This is a genomic window from Burkholderia sp. BCC1208 (assembly GCF_902833095.1).
GTDB lineage: Bacteria > Pseudomonadota > Gammaproteobacteria > Burkholderiales > Burkholderiaceae > Burkholderia.
The window spans coordinates 275,474-291,920 of record NZ_CADFDY010000004.1 but is presented as its reverse complement, the minus strand read 5'-3'; the positions used below and the strand labels follow the sequence as shown (position 1 = coordinate 291,920).

Here is a 16,447-nt window from a genome sequence, read left to right as displayed (position 1 = left end):
TCGACGTCAGGTCGACGCATGCACGACGCGCAACATGTCGTGCACGCCGGACGTCATCAGCGCGAGGAACGCGAGCAGGCCGACGTAGCAGAGTGCGTAGGTCGTCTTCGTCTCGATCGACGTCGCGTAGTACACGCGATTCTCCGGCGCGTCGGGATCGTAGCGCCACGCGCGCTTCAGTTGCGGCAGCGCGAGGATCGCCATCACGATCAGCAGCGGGCTCGGCCGATACACGAACAGCGCGATCAGCACCGGCACGCCCGCGAACCAGATGCGCGGCGACAGCACCGCGGTGATCCGCCCGCCGTCGAACGGCGACAGCGGAATCATGTTGAACAGGTTCAGGAAGAAACCCGTGTACGACAGCGCGAGCAGCAGGTTGCTGTCGTAGTGACGCGCGGCCGCATAGCAGGCCAGCGCGCCGAGCGTGCCGACGAACGGCCCGGCGAGCCCGACGTATGCCTCCGTTTCCGCGTCGTGCGGCATTTCCTTCAACTGGATCCATGCGCCGACGAACGGGATGAACGTCGGCAGCCCGACGTCGAGCCCGCGCCGCTGCGCGGCGAGATAGTGGCCGGCTTCGTGCACCAGCAGCAATGCGACGAAACCGGCCGCGAAGCGCCAGCCGTAGAACAGCGCATAGACCGCGATCGACGCGAGCATCGTGCCGGCCGATACGAGCACCTTGCCGAGCTTCAGCCCGCCGAAGATCAGCAGCAGCAGCTTCGTCATTCCTTGCGCTCCGTGGCGGCCGCCTCGGATGTATCGGCGACGGCCGGCACCGCGGCCGCCTTCGGCTTGCGCCCGAAGAAGCGCTTGAGCGCCGCACCGCCGGCCAGCAGCGCGACCGCGCCGATCTTGAAGAACTTCACCGCAAACGCGCCGATCAGCGCGAGCAGGCCGAGCTTTTTCGCGCCGACGCCAACGATCAGCGCCGCGAGCCCGTACTCGGCGACGTGGTCCGTCGACTTGTTGAAGTCGGCATAGCGCTTGCCGTCGTTGAAGCTGATGTTCGACAGCAGCGCGTCGGCCGATGCCTTGTACTTCGGCAGGTCGGCGAGCGTCGACGCCATCGTCAGCGACAGGTAGCCGTCGCGGCCGAGCACGAGCGTTCGGTAGTTCACGCCGTCGCTCCCGGCATTCGGCGCCGTGCCCTTGTCGCGGATGATCGCGGACCACACGAGCCGGTGCGTGGCCGCGTCGTATGCGGGCGCCTTCGCCCAGCCGACCACCTCGGTTTCGGGCAGGCCGCGCTCCTTGCGCGCCGGGTTGTTCTCCTCGGTGCCGGCCTGCAGGCTTTTCAGCAGCTCGTCGGGCTTCCAGTCCTTCGCGTCGTCGTCGCGGATGTAGCCGCTCGGCTCGAACGACACGACCGAGATCCAGTCGGCATCGGGATCGTCGGGCAGCACGAGGCCGACCAGCTTCGATTCGTCGATCGCGTTGCCCATCGAGCGCAGGTAGCGGCCGGCCTCGGCGGCCGGCACGAACGATTCGCCCGCCTTCAGCTTCAGCACGGCTTCGTGTTTCACGTCGATGTCGGTCGGCCCCTTCACGACCGCTTCGTTGGCGGCCGCGGCGGCGGCCCTCATTTCCACTTGCGCAGCTTCGGTCTGCGCGTGGCCGCTGGTCGCGGCGAGTGCGAGCGTCGCCACGCAGGCGAGCCGGACGGCAAGTTTTTTCATTGTTGGATTCCCCTGGAATGCCTTGTTGTCAATGTGCGCGGCGACCGGCCCAGGCGTTGTCGTCGCGGGTCCGGCGCCGCCTCTCAGGTGGCACGGGAGCTATGGTAACGCAGCGGATGTGCGCGCCGGGGGGTGCGGCGCGGTGCTTACCTCGCAGGTAATACCGAAGCGGCGCGGGATTGCCTATCATCTGCTGCATGAACTCGACCGCTGCCCTCCATTCGCCTTCCCCGTCCGCCGGCCGCGCGTCCGGCGTCGGCCCGCTGCTGCGCACGTGGCGGCAGCGCCGGCGCCTGAGCCAGATGGCGCTCGCGCTCGACGCGGAAGTGTCCGCGCGCCACCTGAGCTTCGTCGAATCGGGCCGCGCGCAGCCGAGCCGCGAGATGGTGCTGCATCTCGCCGAACGCCTCGACGTGCCGCTGCGCGAGCGCAATGCGCTGCTCGTCGCGGCCGGCTTCGCGCCGCTGTTTCGCGAACGGCCGTTTTCGGATCCGCAACTGGATGCCGCGCGTCATGCGGTCGAAGCCGTGCTGCGCGGCCACGAGCCGTACCCGGCGCTCGCGGTGGACCGCCACTGGACGCTGCTCGCGGCGAACCGGATGCTCGGCGCGCTGGTCGCGCAGGCCGATCCGGCGCTGCTGCAGCCGCCCGTCAACGTGCTGCGGCTGAGCCTGCATCCGGACGGTCTCGCGTCGCAGATCGTCAACTGGCACGAATGGCGCGCGCACATCCTGCATCGGCTGCAGCGGCAGATCGATGCGAGCGGCGACCGCACGCTGCATGCGCTGCGCGACGAACTCGCCGCGTATCCGGCGCCGGCCGGTCAGCCCGACGATACGCATGCGCGCACCGATTTCGCGGATATCGCCGTGCCGCTGCGGCTACGCACGGCGCGCGGCGAGCTGACGTTCTTCAGTACGACGACGGTGTTCGGCACGCCGGTCGACGTGACGCTGTCGGAACTCGCGATCGAGGCGTTCTTTCCGGCGAATCCGGAAACGGTGGATGCGATGCGGGCGCTGGCGGACGCGTTGCCGGCGGAGTAGCAAGCGGGCAGCGGCGATCGACGGAAGCCGCCGCTCGAACACCGCCTTGCGCGCCGGCGGTCGGCGCAACCATCAAGACGACGAATTTTCCCCACAGCATAGAGATCGGGCGCCATGGCAAACCTGGGCGCCGGCAAGTCCGATCAAAATGCGTCGTCGCATCTCCGTGCTGCAGATCCGGGACGCGTCGGCGTTCCGGATAAGTCAAATGTAGCGGCACCTGTGCCATTTCCCCGTTGACTCGCGTCACCGAATGTCAAATTTGTTTAGTACGTCTTTTCAATTTGATCGTACTCGAACAAGGACTTCGGTAAAAAAAATCGCGAATGCACCGCGATCGGGAAATCGTGAGAACGACGAGCAAGCCACAACACAATTTTTATATCGAGCCTAGGAAAAACATGAACAAGATGCATCGAGGGTTGGGGAATCCGGCACTGCACACGCCGGCAAAGTCGAAAGCGGCGTTGGCCATCGCCGTGAGCGCAGCGGTTGTCGCATTCGCGGCTTCCGCACCCGCGCGCGCCGATTATGTGCAGAACGGGACGTCGACCGACACGTCGGGCGGCTGTGTCGGCAACATCGCCATCTCGGGAAGCGGCACGTATCCTGCCAATGCAACCGGCTGCGACAACGTGGCGATCGGCACCGCGGCAGTCGCGAACTCGGGCTCGTCGACCGGGGCCTATAGCGAAACCGTCGCGATCGGCCGCATGGCGGCCGCGACCGGCACGCTCGCGACGGCCGTCGGCGGAAATGCCGTGGCAACCGGCGATCAGGCAACGGCGGTGGGCGCGGCGTCAAGCGCGACCGGAGCCCAGGCGACGGCAGTCGGCAACGGGGCCATCGCGAACGGCGGGACGGCATCCGCCTTCGGCCAGGGCGCGTTCGCCGTCGACCAGTCGACGGCGGTCGGGCAAAGCGCCAGCGCCACCACGACATTTTCCACGGCCGTGGGCAAGGGCAGCATTGCGGCCGGCGGTACGGCACTCGGCTTCCAGGCGAACGCAGGTGCGGGTGACGCGGTCGCGCTCGGCATCGACAGCGTGGCATCCGCTACCGGCAGCGTCGCGATTGCGCGCGCAACCGCGTCGGCGGTGAATTCGGTCGCCATCGGCGAAGGCGCGAACGCGGCCAATGCGAATTCCGTGGCCCTGGGTTCGAACGCTGCCACGCGTGCTTTCACGACCGTAAGCAGCGTGACGCTCAACGGCGTCAGCTACAGCGGTTTCGCGGGTACGCCGGTTGGCGTGGTCAGCGTGGGCAGCGCCGGCGCCGAGCGTCAGATCGTGAACGTCGCAGCGGGCGCGATCAGCGCGACCAGCACGGATGCAGTCAACGGCTCGCAGCTCTTCTCGATCGCAAATCAGGTTTCCACGTTGACGGCGGATCTGGCAACGCTCACGACGACCGTCGGCAAAATTTCGTCGAGCGTCCCGAGCGGCACGGTGACGGACGATACCGACACCGCGATCGGCAAAAATACGCTAGTCAGCGTGCCGAACGGCACCGCAGTAGGCAACGGCTCCAACGTCTCGGGAGACAACGGTACGGCGGTCGGCGTCACCGCCACTGTCACCGCAACGAACGGAACGGCCATCGGCACGAATTCGAAAGTCACCGGGACAAACGGAACGGCGATCGGCACCGGCTCGAATGTGTCGGGCACGGACTCGACCGCGATCGGCACGAACAGCCGCGCGAGCGCCAACAATTCGGTGGCGTTGGGCGCCAACTCGGTCGCGGATCGCGACAACACGGTTTCGATCGGCGCGCCGGGCGCAGAGCGCCAGTTGACCAACATGGCCGACGGCACCGCACCGACGGACGGCGTCAACGTGCGCCAGTTGAACGGCGCAATCAATTCCGTCCGCGAGGAAATGTCGAAATATCGCAAGGACGCGAATGCGGGCACGGCAAGCGCGATCGCGATGGCGAACCTGCCGCAAGCCGTGCTGCCGGGTGAAAAGGTGGTCGCGCTCGGCGGCGGCACGTACGGCGGTCAAAGCGCAATGGCGGTCGGCCTTTCCGTCGCGACGGCGAAATGGCTGGTCAAGGGCTCGGTGACGACGGCTGTTTCGGGCCACGGTTCGTTCGGTGCGGGTGCGGGCGTCGGCTACCGCTGGTAACCGGCCTCCGACCGTGCAGTGTCAAGAGCCTGTTTCTTGACACTGCCATGCTGGTCATCGGCGTCACCGCGCCGATGACGCGGTCGTGACACGCGGCATGCCGGTTACGCTGGCGATTCATTTCGCTTACGTATAGAGCGACGCCGGCGGCAATTCCGCGGTGAGCGCGAACCGGCCCACGTCGCGCAGCCGGTAGTCGAGCGGATCGTGCAGCGTATGCGTGCGCGCATTCCGCCAGAAGCGGTCGAGGCCGAGCGACGCGGCCGTCGCGCGCGCGCCGCACGCATCGAACAGCGCCTCGCCGTTGTCGAGCGCCGCGCGCTGCGCGACGATCTTCGCCTCCGATACCGCGAGCGCGACTTCGGCGCGTTCGTCCGCCGTCAGCGCATCCTGCCGCGCCCACGCGTGCTGCAACGCGCCGGCCGCGCGATCGGCCAGCGCCGCCGCGGCAATCGCACGCACGCGCATGTCGCCGAAGCGCTGGAGCGTGTACGGATCGTCTTCGGCCCGCTCGACGTTCGAGTGAACCCACGGGCGGCCATGCTGACGCACGTAGTCGCGCGCCTCGGCCAGCGCGCCTTCCGCCAGGCCGACGAACAGGTTCGTCAGCACGAGCTGCGACACGAGCGTGCGCAGCGTCGCGCGCGGCGTTGGTGGAGTTTCAGAACGATGCAGCACCTCGTCCGCCGCGAGCACCACGCCGTCGAAGCGCACGCTGCCGCTGTCGGTCTGGCGCTGGCCGATCGGGTCCCAATCCTCGTTGACCGTGATCCCCACCCGATCGGTCGGCACCACGCCGAACACGGTGCGGCCGGTGGCCGGATCGTGCGCGGACACCGTCATCCGCTGCGAGCCGCGCGTGCCGGAACAGAAGCCCTTCACGCCGTCGAGCCGGTAGCCGCCGTCGGGCGTCGCCGTGGCCACGAGCCGCGTGTCGAGCGGATTGACCGCGTTGCCCCACCACCAGCGCTCGTCGACCGTGCCGCGCAGATAGCGCTCGCGCTGCGCGGCGCTGCCCCACACGTCGACGCTCACCACCTGCAGGCACTGGAACCCGACGAGATGCGCGAGCGCGCTGTCGACCCGCGCGACCTGCCGGATCGCGTCATAGATCGCGGGCCACGCCGCCTCCTGGCCGCCGAACGCGCGCGGCACCGCGAGCGTCAGCAGGCCCGCATCGGCGAGCCACTGCTTCTCCTGCGCCGCATGACCGCCCGCGCGGTCGCGCGCGGCGGCGCTCGCTCGCAATGCATCGATGACGGGTGTCAATGCGCCCGGGCCGAGTACCGGCGCATCGTCGGTATCCGGCGCGAGGGTCGCCGGGCCGCGTGGATCGTTCATGCGACAGCTTCCTGTTCAACGGTTTCGCCCGACAGCGGTACGAGCGCGCCGAGCCGGCGGCCGGTCAGCCGCGACAGGATCTCGCGCCGCCAGTCGTCGTAGATCGCACGATATTCCGCGATATCCGCGCCGAACACCAGCGCGGTGTGCGCGTACTCGTCGTGCAGGTAGCCGTCGAGCCGCGCCTGGGTTTCCTCGTCGGCCGCGATCACGCGTTCGATCAGCGCGTCGCGCTCGGCGGCCGGCAGCGCCTGTAACGTGTCGAACCACCACTGGACGATCTGCACGCGATGCCATTCCTCGTCCGGGCGAATCCGGTTCTCGCCGTGCTCGCGCATCGCACTGTCGCCGATGCGGCCGGTCTTGCGCTGAATCCACAGCTTCGCGAGGATGTGCAGCTCGTAATGCCATTCGAACGCGAGAAAGCCCGCGACGTCGCGCACCGCGATGTCGCCGATGCGCGCCCAGTGCGCGGCGACGAGCCGGTCGACTTCCGGCAGCGGATCGCGCCCCGTCAGCTCGGTCACGCGCTCGCGGCCGATCACCGCATGCGCGCCGTCGTCGCCGAGCTGGCGCGACAAGATCAGCTGGAAATGCGGATCGTCGCGGAACAGCGTGTCGATCGCCTTCGCGACGACCTGCACGATGAACAGGTCGTGCGACGCCATCTTCGTGTAGTAGTCGGCGACGGCGGCCAGTTCGTCCGCGTTGGCCGGCTCGCGCGGCGGCGTGGCGAGTTTGTCAGGGAAGCCGGGACGATGGCGTCGCGCCACGTCGAGAAACAGCGCTTCCTCGAATTGTCCGTTCCATTCGCGCGGCGCGCCGAGGGGCAAGGTCATATCTGTCGGTCTCTCAGGATCATTGATGAAGCGAGCGGACGCTCGTGGCGTCGCTCAGGTTCGCCGGGTCACGCGTCGGACCAGGCGGTCGCCCGTGATTTGCACGGCCGAGACGAGCGCGATCAGGATCACGATCACGGTCGCCATGACGGTGGTGTCGAAACGCTGGTAGCCGTAGCGGATCGCGAGATCGCCGAGCCCGCCCGCGCCGACGGCGCCCGCCATCGCGGTCGAGCCGATCAGCGCGACGACGGTGATCGTGAAACCGCCGAGCATGCCGGGCAGCGCTTCGGGCAGCAGCACGTGCCACACGATGTGGCGGCGCTTCGCGCCCATCGCGAGCGCGGCCTCGATCAGCCCGCGATCGACTTCGCGCAGGCTCACTTCGGCGATCCGCGCGAAGAACGGGATCGCGGCGATCGACAGCGGCACGACGGCCGCCCAGACACCGATCGTCGTGCCGATCAGCACGCGCGTGAACGGCAGCAGTGCGACCAGCAGGATGATGAACGGCGTCGAGCGGAACACGTTGACGAGCGCGCCGAGCACCGCGTTCACGCCGCGCCGCGCATAGATGCCGCCGGGCGCGGTGGTCACGAGAATCACCGCGAGCGGGATGCCGATCAGCGCGGCGATCGCGGCCGACGCGGCGACCATCGACAGCGTGTCGCGGATCGCGTCGAGCAGTTCGGGCCACCAGAGCTCAAACATAGCCGAGCACCTCCGCGTGATTCGCATGGCGGCGCGCGCGTTCGAGCAGCGCGGCGACCGCATCGCCGCGCGCCGCCGACGGGCCGGCGTCATCCGCACGCGGCGTCGCGGCGATCACGAGCCGCCCCTGCGCATGCCCCTGGATGCTTTCGATGCCGCCGTGCAGGAACCGCACGGAGCCGCCGAGCGCCGCCGCGAGCGCGCCGACGTCCGGCTCGCCGCCGCTCTCGCCCGTATAGCGGACGTCGAGCACGATCCGCGCGCCGTCGGGCAGCGCGGCCGGTTCGGGCAGCGGCCGCACGCGCGCGGCCAGCTCGGCCGGCAGGTCGTGCTGAAGCGTGCTCAGCAGCGCACGCGTCGCACCGTGGCGCGGATCCCCGAACACGCGCCACACCGGCCCCGTTTCGACGACCTCGCCCTGTTCGATGACCGCAACGGTGTCGCACACCGCGCGGATCACTTCCATCTCGTGCGTGATCAGCACGATCGTCAGCCCGAGGCGGCGGTTGATGTCCGCGAGCAGCGCGAGGATCGATTGCGTGGTTTCCGGATCGAGCGCCGACGTCGCCTCGTCGCACAGCAGCACCTCGGGATCGTGCACGAGCGCCCGCGCAATGCCGACACGCTGCTTCTGCCCGCCCGACAGGCTCGCCGGATACGCATCGCGCTTCGCGGCGAGCCCGACGAGATCGAGCAGCGCCTCGACCTTGCGCACGCGTTCGGCCTTCGGCACGCCGGCGATCTTCAGCGGCAGCGCGACGTTCTCGAACACCGTCTTCGCGGACAGCAGGTTGAAATGCTGGAACACCATGCCGGTGCGGCGCCGCAACGCGACGAGGCCATCCTCGTCGAGCGTGCCGACGTCGACGCCCTGCACGCGCACGCGGCCCGAACTCGGCCGTTCGAGGCCGTTCACGAGCCGCAGCAGCGTCGACTTGCCGGCTCCGCTGCGGCCGATGATTCCGAATACCTCGCCGCGCCGCACGTCGAGCGTGACGTCGCGCAGCGCGGCGGCGTGGCCGCGCGGTGTCGCGAACACCTTGCCGACCTGCTCCAGCGACACGGCCGCGCCATCGGCCGGCGCGGCCGTTTCGTCATGCGCCGTCGCACCGGCGCCGACACCCGCGGCCGATGCCTCGATGAAACCCAGCGTATCGAACAATTGCGTCATCGCTTCGCTCCGTCACGTTCAGGCATGCGCGTGATGCGCGGGTTCGGATACGGCCGTCGGCCGGTGCTGCGCGCCGGTATGCCAGGCGGGCAGGCGCGGGCTCGCGCCGAACAGCTTCTCGCGCAGCGTCGGCGCGGGATCGTAGTCTTCCTTGTAGACGCCGCGGTTCTGCAGCTCGGGCACGACCCAATCGACGAAGTCCTCGAACGATTCCGGCATCACGGTGCGCGTCAGGTTGAAGCCGTCGATACCCGTCTCGTCGATCCACGACTGCAGTTCGTCCGCGACCTGCGACGGCGAACCGACGATCGGCGCATAACGGCCGCCGAGCGACATCTGCTCGAGCATCCGGCGCACCGTCCACGTGCCGGTCGTGCTCTTGCGCGAGATCGCGTCGACCGCCGACTGGATCGAATCGGTCTTCACGTACGAGATCGGCTCGTCGAGGCCGTATTTCGCGAAGTCGATACCGGTCGAGCTCGCGAAGTGCGCGAGGCCGGCTTCCGGGCTCGCGTAGCGCCGGTACTCGTCGAATTTCTCGCGCGCGAGCCGCTCGGTCTCGGCGGTCACGACGCTCACCCCGGCGAAAATCCTGATCGACGCCGGGTCGCGCCCCTGCCGCGCGGCGGCCGCGCGGATGTCGAGCACCGCCGCGCGCGCCGCGGCCTTGCTCTGCCCGTTCACGAACACGCATTCCGCGTGGCGGCCGGCGAACTCGACGCCGCGCGCGGACGACCCGGCCTGGTACAGCACCGGCGTGCGCTGCAGCGACGGTTCGCTCAGGTGAATCGCATCGATCGAATAGAACGGCCCGTCGTGCTTCACGCGCCGCACCTTGCCCGGCTGCGCGAACACACGTGCCCGCGCGTCGCGGATCACCGCGTCGTCGTCCCAGCTCTGTTCCCACAGCTTGTAGACGACGTCCATGTAATCGTCGGCGCGCTCGTAGCGGTCGTCGTGGCCGATTTGCTGCGCGAGGCCCATCCCGCGCGCGGCGCTGTCGAGGTAGCCGGTGACGATGTTCCAGCCCACCCGCCCTTTCGTCAGATGATCGAGCGTCGACATGCGGCGCGCGAACAGGTACGGCGGCTCGTAGGTCAGGTTCGCGGTCACGCCGAAGCCCAGATGCCGCGTGACCTGCGCCATCGCCGGCACGAGCAGCAGCGGATCGTTGACGGGCACCTGCACCGATTCGCGCAGCGCGGCGTCGGGCCCGCCGCCGAACACGTCGTACACGCCGACGATGTCCGCGAGAAAGATCCCGTCGAATTTGCCGCGTTCGAGCGTCCTCGCGAGATCGGCCCAGTAGTCGAGATCGGTGTAGTGCGCGGAGCGGTCGCGCGGATGCGTCCACAGCCCGTGGTTGATGTGCCCGACGCAGTTCATGTTGAACGCGTTGAGCAGGATCTTCTTGCGGTTCGCCGTCGTCATGTTCGCCTCCGTCACCACGCGATCGCGTACAGCGAGCCGAACGCGTTGTCGAGTGCCCGGCGCACGTCCGGCGAGTGCTGGTAGATCGCGATGAACTTGCGGATGCGCGGATCGTTCGCGCTCTCGGGCCGCACGACCCACTGGATCGCGAAGTTCTTGTTCTCGGTCCCGTCGAACAGCAGCGCGCTGTTCGGGTCGGTCGTGCCGGCGAGCTTGATGAAGCTCGGGTAGCCCTGCGCGAGGTCGACGTCGTCGAGCGAACGCGCGAGTTGCGACGCTTCGAGCGGGATGATCTTCAGGTGCTTCGGATTGGCGACGATGTCGTGCGTCGTCGCACGGTAGTCGGTGCCCGGCTTCAGCGTGATGAGCCCCGCGCGCTGCAGCAGCAACAACCCGCGCCCGCCGTTGACCGGATCGTTCGCGATCGCGACGCGCGCGCCGTCCTTCAGCTCGGCGAAGCTTTTCACCTTCTTCGAATAGAGGCCGATCTTCATGATCGTGCCGGGCGCGATCGAGATGAAGTTGTAGCCGCCCTGCTTCTTCGCGTTCTCGAGAAACGGGATGTGCTGGAAGTAGTTGACGTCGATGTCCTTGTTCGCGAGCGCCGCGTTCGGCGTATTCCAGTCGGTGAATTCGACGATCTTCACGTCGAGACCCTGCGCCTTCGCCTCCTTCGCGGCGATCTTCAGCGCCTCGATCTGCGGGCTGGTCGAGATGCCGACCTTCAGCGGCGCGGTGTCGGCGCGCGCGCCATTCGGCAGCACGAGGCCGAGCAACGTCGCGAGCAACGCGGCCGTCAGCAGGCGGGCCGGCCGGGCCAGGCGGCCGACGGAAAAGCGGGCGGAAAAAACGGGATGCAGCATGGAAACCACTCTCCTGTCCAGGGACGGTATCGACGGATGAGCGATGCCGCGGCGAACGCGCGGGCGTTCTCCGGACAGTCGTCATCGCATCGGAAAAGGATCAGCCGATGATAGAGAGCGGCGGGAGGGCGGTCTACGAAGCGATTGTGCGAAGAAAATCGCGCGCGGCGATATGGCGGGCGTCGGGTTCGGCCGGCCGCCCGGGCCGCCGCCAGGCCGAAATCTCGGCCTGCCCGCCGCGCCGATTCCGAAATCTCGGCCAGCCGGCGGGGAAAACCGTTTCCGCAGACGAAACAAATCCCTTGTGAATCAATGCATTAAAAATATTCCGGCAGGCCGGAATACTGGCACGGAGGTTGCGTAATAGACGGCACACGATGCCGCGAAGCGAATGCAGGCATTCCAAACATCAGGAGACACGTCTTGCAGACCTCTATCCAAACCCCGTCTCATCCCGCGCCGATTGCCGAAGCCGGTCCCGCCACGCGCGAACGCTTCTGGCCCGAAGGCTGGTGGAAGCTGATGGAAATCCGCATCGGCATCATTCCGCTGCCCGTCTATTTCATCCTGCTCGCGCTGATCGTCGGCTTCGTGGTGACCGGCAAGGTGCCCGGCGAAATCTCGATGGCGATCGCGGTGCTCGCGTTCTTCGGCTTCACGTGCGCGGAACTCGGCAAGCGCCTGCCGCTGCTGCGCAACATCGGCGCGGCCGCGATCTTCGCGACCTTCGTGCCGTCGGCGCTCACGTACTACCACGTGCTGCCGAAGCCGGTGCTGAACCTGACGACCGAATTCACCAAGTCGACCAACTTCCTGTACCTGTTCATCGCGTCGATCATCGTCGGCAGCATTTTGAGCATGGACCGGCGCGTGCTGATCCAGGGCTTCGTGAAGATCTTCGTCCCGCTCGCCGTCGGTTCGATCGCGGCCGCGATCGTCGGCACGGCGGTCGGCACCGCGCTCGGCCTCGGCGCGCGTCACACGCTGCTGTACATCGTCGTGCCGATCATGGCGGGCGGCGTCGGCGAAGGCGCGATTCCGCTGTCGATCGGCTATTCGGAACTGATGCACCTGCCGCAAGGCGAGATGTTCGCGATGGTGCTGCCGTCGGTGATGCTCGGCAGCCTGACCGCGATCATCCTGTCGGGCGCGCTCGACATGCTCGGCAAGCGCCTGCCGCACCTGACCGGCAACGGTCGCCTGCAAGTCGGCGAAAGCGGCGACATGACGCCGGAAAACGAGGAGATCCGCGGCCACGTCGACGTCACGCACATCGCGGGCGCCGGCATCACGGCGATCACGCTGTACCTCGTCGGCCTGATGGCGCACAAGTTGTTCGGTCTGCCCGCGCCGGTCGCGATGCTGTTCCTCGCGGTGCTGGTGAAGCTCGCGCGCGCGGTGTCGCCGCCGCTGCAGGAAGGCGCGTTCGTCGTCTACAAGTTCTTCTCGACCGCCGTCACGTATCCGCTGCTGTTCGCGATCGGCGTCGCGATGACGCCGTGGGACAAGCTGACCGCCGCGTTCACGATCGTCAACGTGATCACGATCGTCTCGACCGTCGCGACGCTGATGGGCACCGGTTTCGTGGTCGGCCGCCTGCTGAAGATGTACCCTATCGACACCGCAATCGTGAACGCCTGCCACAGCGGGCAAGGCGGCACCGGCGACGTCGCGATCCTGACCGCCGCGAACCGGATGCAGCTGATGCCGTTCGCGCAGATCGCCACCCGGATCGGCGGCGCGATCGTCGTCACGGTGACGCTGATCCTGGTCGCGCACTTCGGATAATGCGCGGCCGCGCGCATCGTCGCGCCGGCTGCTTCGCACGCGCCGCCGCCGGCCCTGCCGGCGCGCGGCGCGCGTCGTTCTGAGCGGACGGTTGTGGACGGCCGGTTGCGGACGGCCGGTTGTGGACGACCCGGTAGCGGACGGCCGGTGACGGACGGCCGGTGGCGAGCTTCGATGAGGGCGAACGTGCAGAAGAGCTTCAAGGGAATCCCGTGGTGGGGCTGGGCATCGGCCGCGGTGCTGTATGTCGGCGTAGCCGGTGCGGCCGTCGATTTCGCGTGGGAACGCGCGATCGACGCGCTCGAGGAGGCCGGCGCGCACCGGCTCGACCTGTACGCGTCGAGCCTGAAGAGCGAGCTCGGCCGCTTCGAGATCCTGCCCGGCCTGGTCGCGCGGCAGGACGGCGTGCGGGCGATGCTGAAAGCCGCGCCGAACGATGCGTCCGAGCTCGCGCATGCGGTGAACACCTACCTCGAAGCCGTGAATCGCGACGCGGGCAGCGGCGCGGTCGACGTGATCGATCTGCAAGGCGACGTGATCGCCGCCAGCAACTGGAACGAGACGATCAGTTTCGTCGGCACCAACGTGTCGTACCGGCCGTACTTCAAGGACGCACTCGCGCGCGGCAGCGGCCGCTTCTTCGGCATCGGCACCAACACCGGCGTGCCGGGCGTCTATTTCGCGAGCGCGGTGCGCAGCGACGGCGTACCGATCGGCGTGGCCGCCGTGAAGATCAGCGTCGACCCGCTCGAATCGGCGTGGCGCGCGCCGGGCGTCGCCGCGCTGGTGGTCGACAGCAACGGCGTGGTCGTGATCTCGACCGAGCCCGCGTGGAAATTTACCGCGCTGCGCCCGATCACCGCGCAGCAGCAGCGCGACATCCAGGCGTCGCGCCAGTACGCGGGCCGCACCGTCGACGCACTGCCCTATCGCCGCATCGGCGATCGCAGCTCGGCCGCCTGGTTCGGCACCTTCCCCGATCCGCGTCACGCCGGCCGCACCACGCGTTATCTCGTGATGTCGCGCCCCGCGCCGCAGGCCGGCGATTCGTTGATGGTGCTGCTCGACATCGCCGGCGCGCGGCGCCAGCAGCAGACGGCGTTCGTGTTCGTCACCGGCGCGTTCCTGATCGTCGCGCTGCTGGTCGGCTATGCCATCCAGCGCCGCCGGGCGATCATCGCGCGGCTGAGCGCGCAGGACGCGCTGCGCCGCGCGAACGACCGGCTCGAACTGACGGTCGCGCAGCGCACGGCCGCGCTGACGGCCGCGAACGAGCGGATGCAGCGCGAGATCGTCGAGCGCGAACGCACCGAGCAGCGCCTGCGCGCGTCGCAGCAGGAAGTCGTGCACGCGGGCAAGCTCGCGGTGCTCGGGCAGATGGCCGCCGGCCTCACGCACGAGCTGAACCAGCCGCTCGTCGCGATCCGCACGCTGTGCGACAACGCGCGCACGTTCTTCGAACGCGGCCAGCCGGCGCCGGCGCTCGCGAACCTCGAACGGGTCGGCAAGCTGGTCGACGGCATGGCCGTGCTCACCGGCGAGTTGAAGACTTTCGCGCGCAAGCCCGACGTCGAGCGCGTCGCGGTGTCGCTGAACGAGGCCGTCGCGCATGCGCGGCTCATCTACGATGCGCGCATTCGCGACGAAGGCGTGCGGCTCGACGTGAACATCGCGCCCGGCACGACGGTATCGGCCGAATCGAGCCAGTTGCAGCAGGTGATCGTGAACCTGCTCGGCAACGCGCTCGACGCGGTGCACGACGCACCGGTGCGCCGCATCGTCATCGAGGCAGCCGAAGCGGACGGTGCGGACGACGCCGGCCGCGTGCGTTTCACTGTGGCCGACAGCGGCGCCGGCATCGCGCCCGACGTGCTGCCGCACCTGTTCGAGCCGTTCGTCACGACCAAGCCGCGCGGCCAGGGTCTCGGGCTGGGCCTCGCGATCACGTCGCGCATCGTCGAGGCGTTCGGCGCGAAGATCGCCGCGGCGAACCGCGACGAAGGAGGCGCGCAGTTCACCATCGAATTCGCGGCGGCGACGCCGCAACAAAGGACAGAGCATGGAAGATGAGATTCGGGTGCTGGTCGTCGAGGACGATGAGAACGTCCGGATCGGCGTCGAGCAGGCCGTCGCGCTCGCCGGGTTCCCGGTCGACGCGTTCGCGTCGGCCGCCGACGCACTCGCCCACGTCGCGCCCGGCGCGCGGGTGGTGATCGTGTCGGATGTGCGGATGCCGGGCATCGACGGGCTGCAGTTGCTCGACCGCGTGATGGCCGTCGATGCGCAGATCCCGGTCGTGCTGATCAGCGGCCACGCGGACATCTCCACGGCCGTCGGCGCGATGCAGGTCGGCGCGTACGACTTCATCGAGAAGCCGTTCTCGTCGGACCTGATCGCCGGCCGCGTCGCGCGTGCGGTCGAGAAGCGCCGGCTCACGCTCGAGGTGCAGGGGCTGCGTGCGGCGCTGAACAACTGGCAGGGCATCGAGGCGTTCGTGCTCGGCAAGTCGCCCGCGATCGCCGACGTGCGCAAGAAGATCCTGCGCCTCGCCGACACGTCGGTATCGGTGCTGATCACCGGCGAGACGGGCACTGGCAAGGAGCTGATCGCGCGCAGCCTGCACGACTTCGGCGGTCGGCGCGATGCGCATTTCGTCGCGCTGAACTGCGGCGGCCTGCCCGAGCAGATTTTCGAAAGCGAACTGTTCGGCCACGAGGCCGGCGCGTTCACCGGCGCGATCAAGAAACGCATCGGCAAGATCGAATGGGCGGACGGCGGCACGTTGTTCCTCGACGAGATCGAGACGATGCCGATCGCGCTGCAGATCAAGATGCTGCGCGTGCTGCAGGAGCGCGTGATCGAGCGGCTCGGCGCGAACGACCTGATTCAGGTCGATTGCCGCGTGGTGGCCGCGTCGAAGGCCGATCTCGCCGAACTCGCTGCCGACGGGCGCTTTCGTGCAGACCTGCTGTATCGCCTCAACGTCGCGCAGATCGAGCTGCCGCCGCTGCGCGAGCGGCGCGAGGACGTGCCGCTGCTGTTCGAGCATTTCGTGCTCGCGGCCGCGCGGCGCTTCGGGCAGCCGGCGCCGGTCGTCACCGCCGCGCAGGTGTCCGAACTGATGACGCACGCGTGGCCCGGCAACGTGCGCGAACTGCAGAACGTGGCCGACCGCTTCGTGCTCGGGCTGACTGGCGACAGCCTGCTTTCGTCCGGCGGCGCGCCGACGGCCGGCAGCACGCTCGCGGAACAGCTCGCGTATTTCGAGCGGATGCTGATCGAGGACATGCTGCGGCGTCACAACGGCAACGTCGCGGACGCGAGCGAGGCGCTCGGCATGCCGAAGAAAACGCTCTATCACAAGCTGCGCAACCTGCGGATTCCCGCGCGCGGCGACGCGGCGGCCGACGGCGGCGAATGACGCGAACGAGGATACGCACACCAGC

13 protein-coding genes are annotated in these 16,447 nt (G+C 68.4%); 5 read left to right on the top strand and 8 right to left on the bottom strand.

Translation table 11 applies throughout. The features are described 5' to 3' along the window. Positions 1 to 6 precede the first annotated feature (6 nt). Complete coding sequence (locus tag HWX09_RS11585; RefSeq protein WP_027781516.1) at positions 7 to 732, bottom strand: site-2 protease family protein; 726 nt, start codon at positions 730 to 732, stop codon at positions 7 to 9. Further along, positions 729 to 1,682, bottom strand: coding sequence for a DUF2167 domain-containing protein (locus tag HWX09_RS11580; protein ID WP_027781517.1), 954 nt, complete (start codon positions 1,680 to 1,682; stop codon positions 729 to 731). The genes HWX09_RS11585 and HWX09_RS11580 overlap by 4 nt, the downstream gene beginning before the upstream one ends. A gap of 197 nt (positions 1,683 to 1,879) precedes the next feature. Between HWX09_RS11580 and HWX09_RS11575 the strand changes: the two genes are divergently transcribed. Next, positions 1,880 to 2,728, top strand: a complete 849-nt coding sequence (locus tag HWX09_RS11575; RefSeq protein ID WP_027781518.1) for a helix-turn-helix transcriptional regulator — start codon at positions 1,880 to 1,882, stop codon at positions 2,726 to 2,728. A gap of 401 nt (positions 2,729 to 3,129) precedes the next feature. Beyond that, positions 3,130 to 4,857, top strand: coding sequence for a YadA family autotransporter adhesin (locus HWX09_RS11570; RefSeq protein ID WP_027781519.1), 1,728 nt, complete (start codon positions 3,130 to 3,132; stop codon positions 4,855 to 4,857). Between the two features lie 126 nt (positions 4,858 to 4,983). On the opposite strand, the gene HWX09_RS11565 is transcribed toward HWX09_RS11570, so the two are convergent. The 6 genes from HWX09_RS11565 to HWX09_RS11540 are packed head-to-tail and all read right to left on the bottom strand — an operon-like array spanning position 4,984 to position 11,213. Beyond that, positions 4,984 to 6,198: an acyl-CoA dehydrogenase family protein gene (locus tag HWX09_RS11565; protein ID WP_027781520.1), complete on the bottom strand. Its 1,215-nt coding sequence runs from the start codon at positions 6,196 to 6,198 to the stop codon at positions 4,984 to 4,986. Continuing rightward, positions 6,195 to 7,037, bottom strand: coding sequence for a hypothetical protein (locus HWX09_RS11560; protein WP_027781521.1), 843 nt, complete (start codon positions 7,035 to 7,037; stop codon positions 6,195 to 6,197). Before HWX09_RS11560 ends, HWX09_RS11565 begins: the two co-directional genes overlap by 4 nt. Positions 7,038 to 7,091: 54 nt before the next feature. Continuing rightward, positions 7,092 to 7,748: a methionine ABC transporter permease gene (locus tag HWX09_RS11555; RefSeq protein ID WP_027781522.1), complete on the bottom strand. Its 657-nt coding sequence runs from the start codon at positions 7,746 to 7,748 to the stop codon at positions 7,092 to 7,094. After that, positions 7,741 to 8,919 (bottom strand): ATP-binding cassette domain-containing protein, encoded by a 1,179-nt coding sequence (locus HWX09_RS11550; RefSeq protein ID WP_027781523.1) that lies wholly within the window; start codon positions 8,917 to 8,919, stop codon positions 7,741 to 7,743. Before HWX09_RS11550 ends, HWX09_RS11555 begins: the two co-directional genes overlap by 8 nt. A gap of 18 nt (positions 8,920 to 8,937) precedes the next feature. Next, entirely contained in the window at positions 8,938 to 10,350 is a 1,413-nt protein-coding gene (locus HWX09_RS11545; RefSeq protein WP_027781524.1) for an LLM class flavin-dependent oxidoreductase, read from the bottom strand. Between the two features lie 11 nt (positions 10,351 to 10,361). Next, a complete protein-coding gene (locus tag HWX09_RS11540) occupies positions 10,362 to 11,213 on the bottom strand; it encodes a MetQ/NlpA family ABC transporter substrate-binding protein (RefSeq protein WP_027781525.1) in 852 nt (283 codons plus the stop codon). Between the two features lie 423 nt (positions 11,214 to 11,636). Here HWX09_RS11540 and HWX09_RS11535 point away from each other — a divergent pair, with 423 nt between their 5' ends. The 3 genes from HWX09_RS11535 (at position 11,637) to HWX09_RS11525 (ending at position 16,422) form a co-directional block, all read left to right on the top strand. Next, positions 11,637 to 13,001 carry a 2-hydroxycarboxylate transporter family protein gene (locus HWX09_RS11535; protein ID WP_027781526.1) on the top strand — a complete coding sequence of 455 codons (1,365 nt, stop codon included), beginning with the start codon at positions 11,637 to 11,639 and terminating at the stop codon, positions 12,999 to 13,001. A 174-nt stretch (positions 13,002 to 13,175) separates the two neighbouring features. Continuing rightward, entirely contained in the window at positions 13,176 to 15,071 is a 1,896-nt protein-coding gene (locus tag HWX09_RS11530) for an ATP-binding protein (RefSeq protein ID WP_027781527.1), read from the top strand. Continuing rightward, positions 15,061 to 16,422: a sigma-54 dependent transcriptional regulator gene (locus tag HWX09_RS11525; RefSeq protein ID WP_027781528.1), complete on the top strand. Its 1,362-nt coding sequence runs from the start codon at positions 15,061 to 15,063 to the stop codon at positions 16,420 to 16,422. The genes HWX09_RS11530 and HWX09_RS11525 overlap by 11 nt, the downstream gene beginning before the upstream one ends. The last annotated feature ends 25 nt before the right edge of the window (positions 16,423 to 16,447 follow it).

What these genes read in the sequence shown, in the direction of transcription:
- HWX09_RS11585 (WP_027781516.1), bottom strand. Translation starts at nt 732, where the DNA reads ATGACGAAGCTGCTGCTGCTGATCTTCGGCGGGCTGAAGCTCGGCAAG.
- HWX09_RS11580 (WP_027781517.1), bottom strand. Translation starts at nt 1,682, where the DNA reads ATGAAAAAACTTGCCGTCCGGCTCGCCTGCGTGGCGACGCTCGCACTC.
- HWX09_RS11575 (WP_027781518.1), top strand. Translation starts at nt 1,880, where the DNA reads ATGAACTCGACCGCTGCCCTCCATTCGCCTTCCCCGTCCGCCGGCCGC.
- HWX09_RS11570 (WP_027781519.1), top strand. Translation starts at nt 3,130, where the DNA reads ATGAACAAGATGCATCGAGGGTTGGGGAATCCGGCACTGCACACGCCG.
- HWX09_RS11565 (WP_027781520.1), bottom strand. Translation starts at nt 6,198, where the DNA reads ATGAACGATCCACGCGGCCCGGCGACCCTCGCGCCGGATACCGACGAT.
- HWX09_RS11560 (WP_027781521.1), bottom strand. Translation starts at nt 7,037, where the DNA reads ATGACCTTGCCCCTCGGCGCGCCGCGCGAATGGAACGGACAATTCGAG.
- HWX09_RS11555 (WP_027781522.1), bottom strand. Translation starts at nt 7,748, where the DNA reads ATGTTTGAGCTCTGGTGGCCCGAACTGCTCGACGCGATCCGCGACACG.
- HWX09_RS11550 (WP_027781523.1), bottom strand. Translation starts at nt 8,919, where the DNA reads ATGACGCAATTGTTCGATACGCTGGGTTTCATCGAGGCATCGGCCGCG.
- HWX09_RS11545 (WP_027781524.1), bottom strand. Translation starts at nt 10,350, where the DNA reads ATGACGACGGCGAACCGCAAGAAGATCCTGCTCAACGCGTTCAACATG.
- HWX09_RS11540 (WP_027781525.1), bottom strand. Translation starts at nt 11,213, where the DNA reads ATGCTGCATCCCGTTTTTTCCGCCCGCTTTTCCGTCGGCCGCCTGGCC.
- HWX09_RS11530 (WP_027781527.1), top strand. Translation starts at nt 13,176, where the DNA reads ATGAGGGCGAACGTGCAGAAGAGCTTCAAGGGAATCCCGTGGTGGGGC.
- HWX09_RS11525 (WP_027781528.1), top strand. Translation starts at nt 15,061, where the DNA reads ATGGAAGATGAGATTCGGGTGCTGGTCGTCGAGGACGATGAGAACGTC.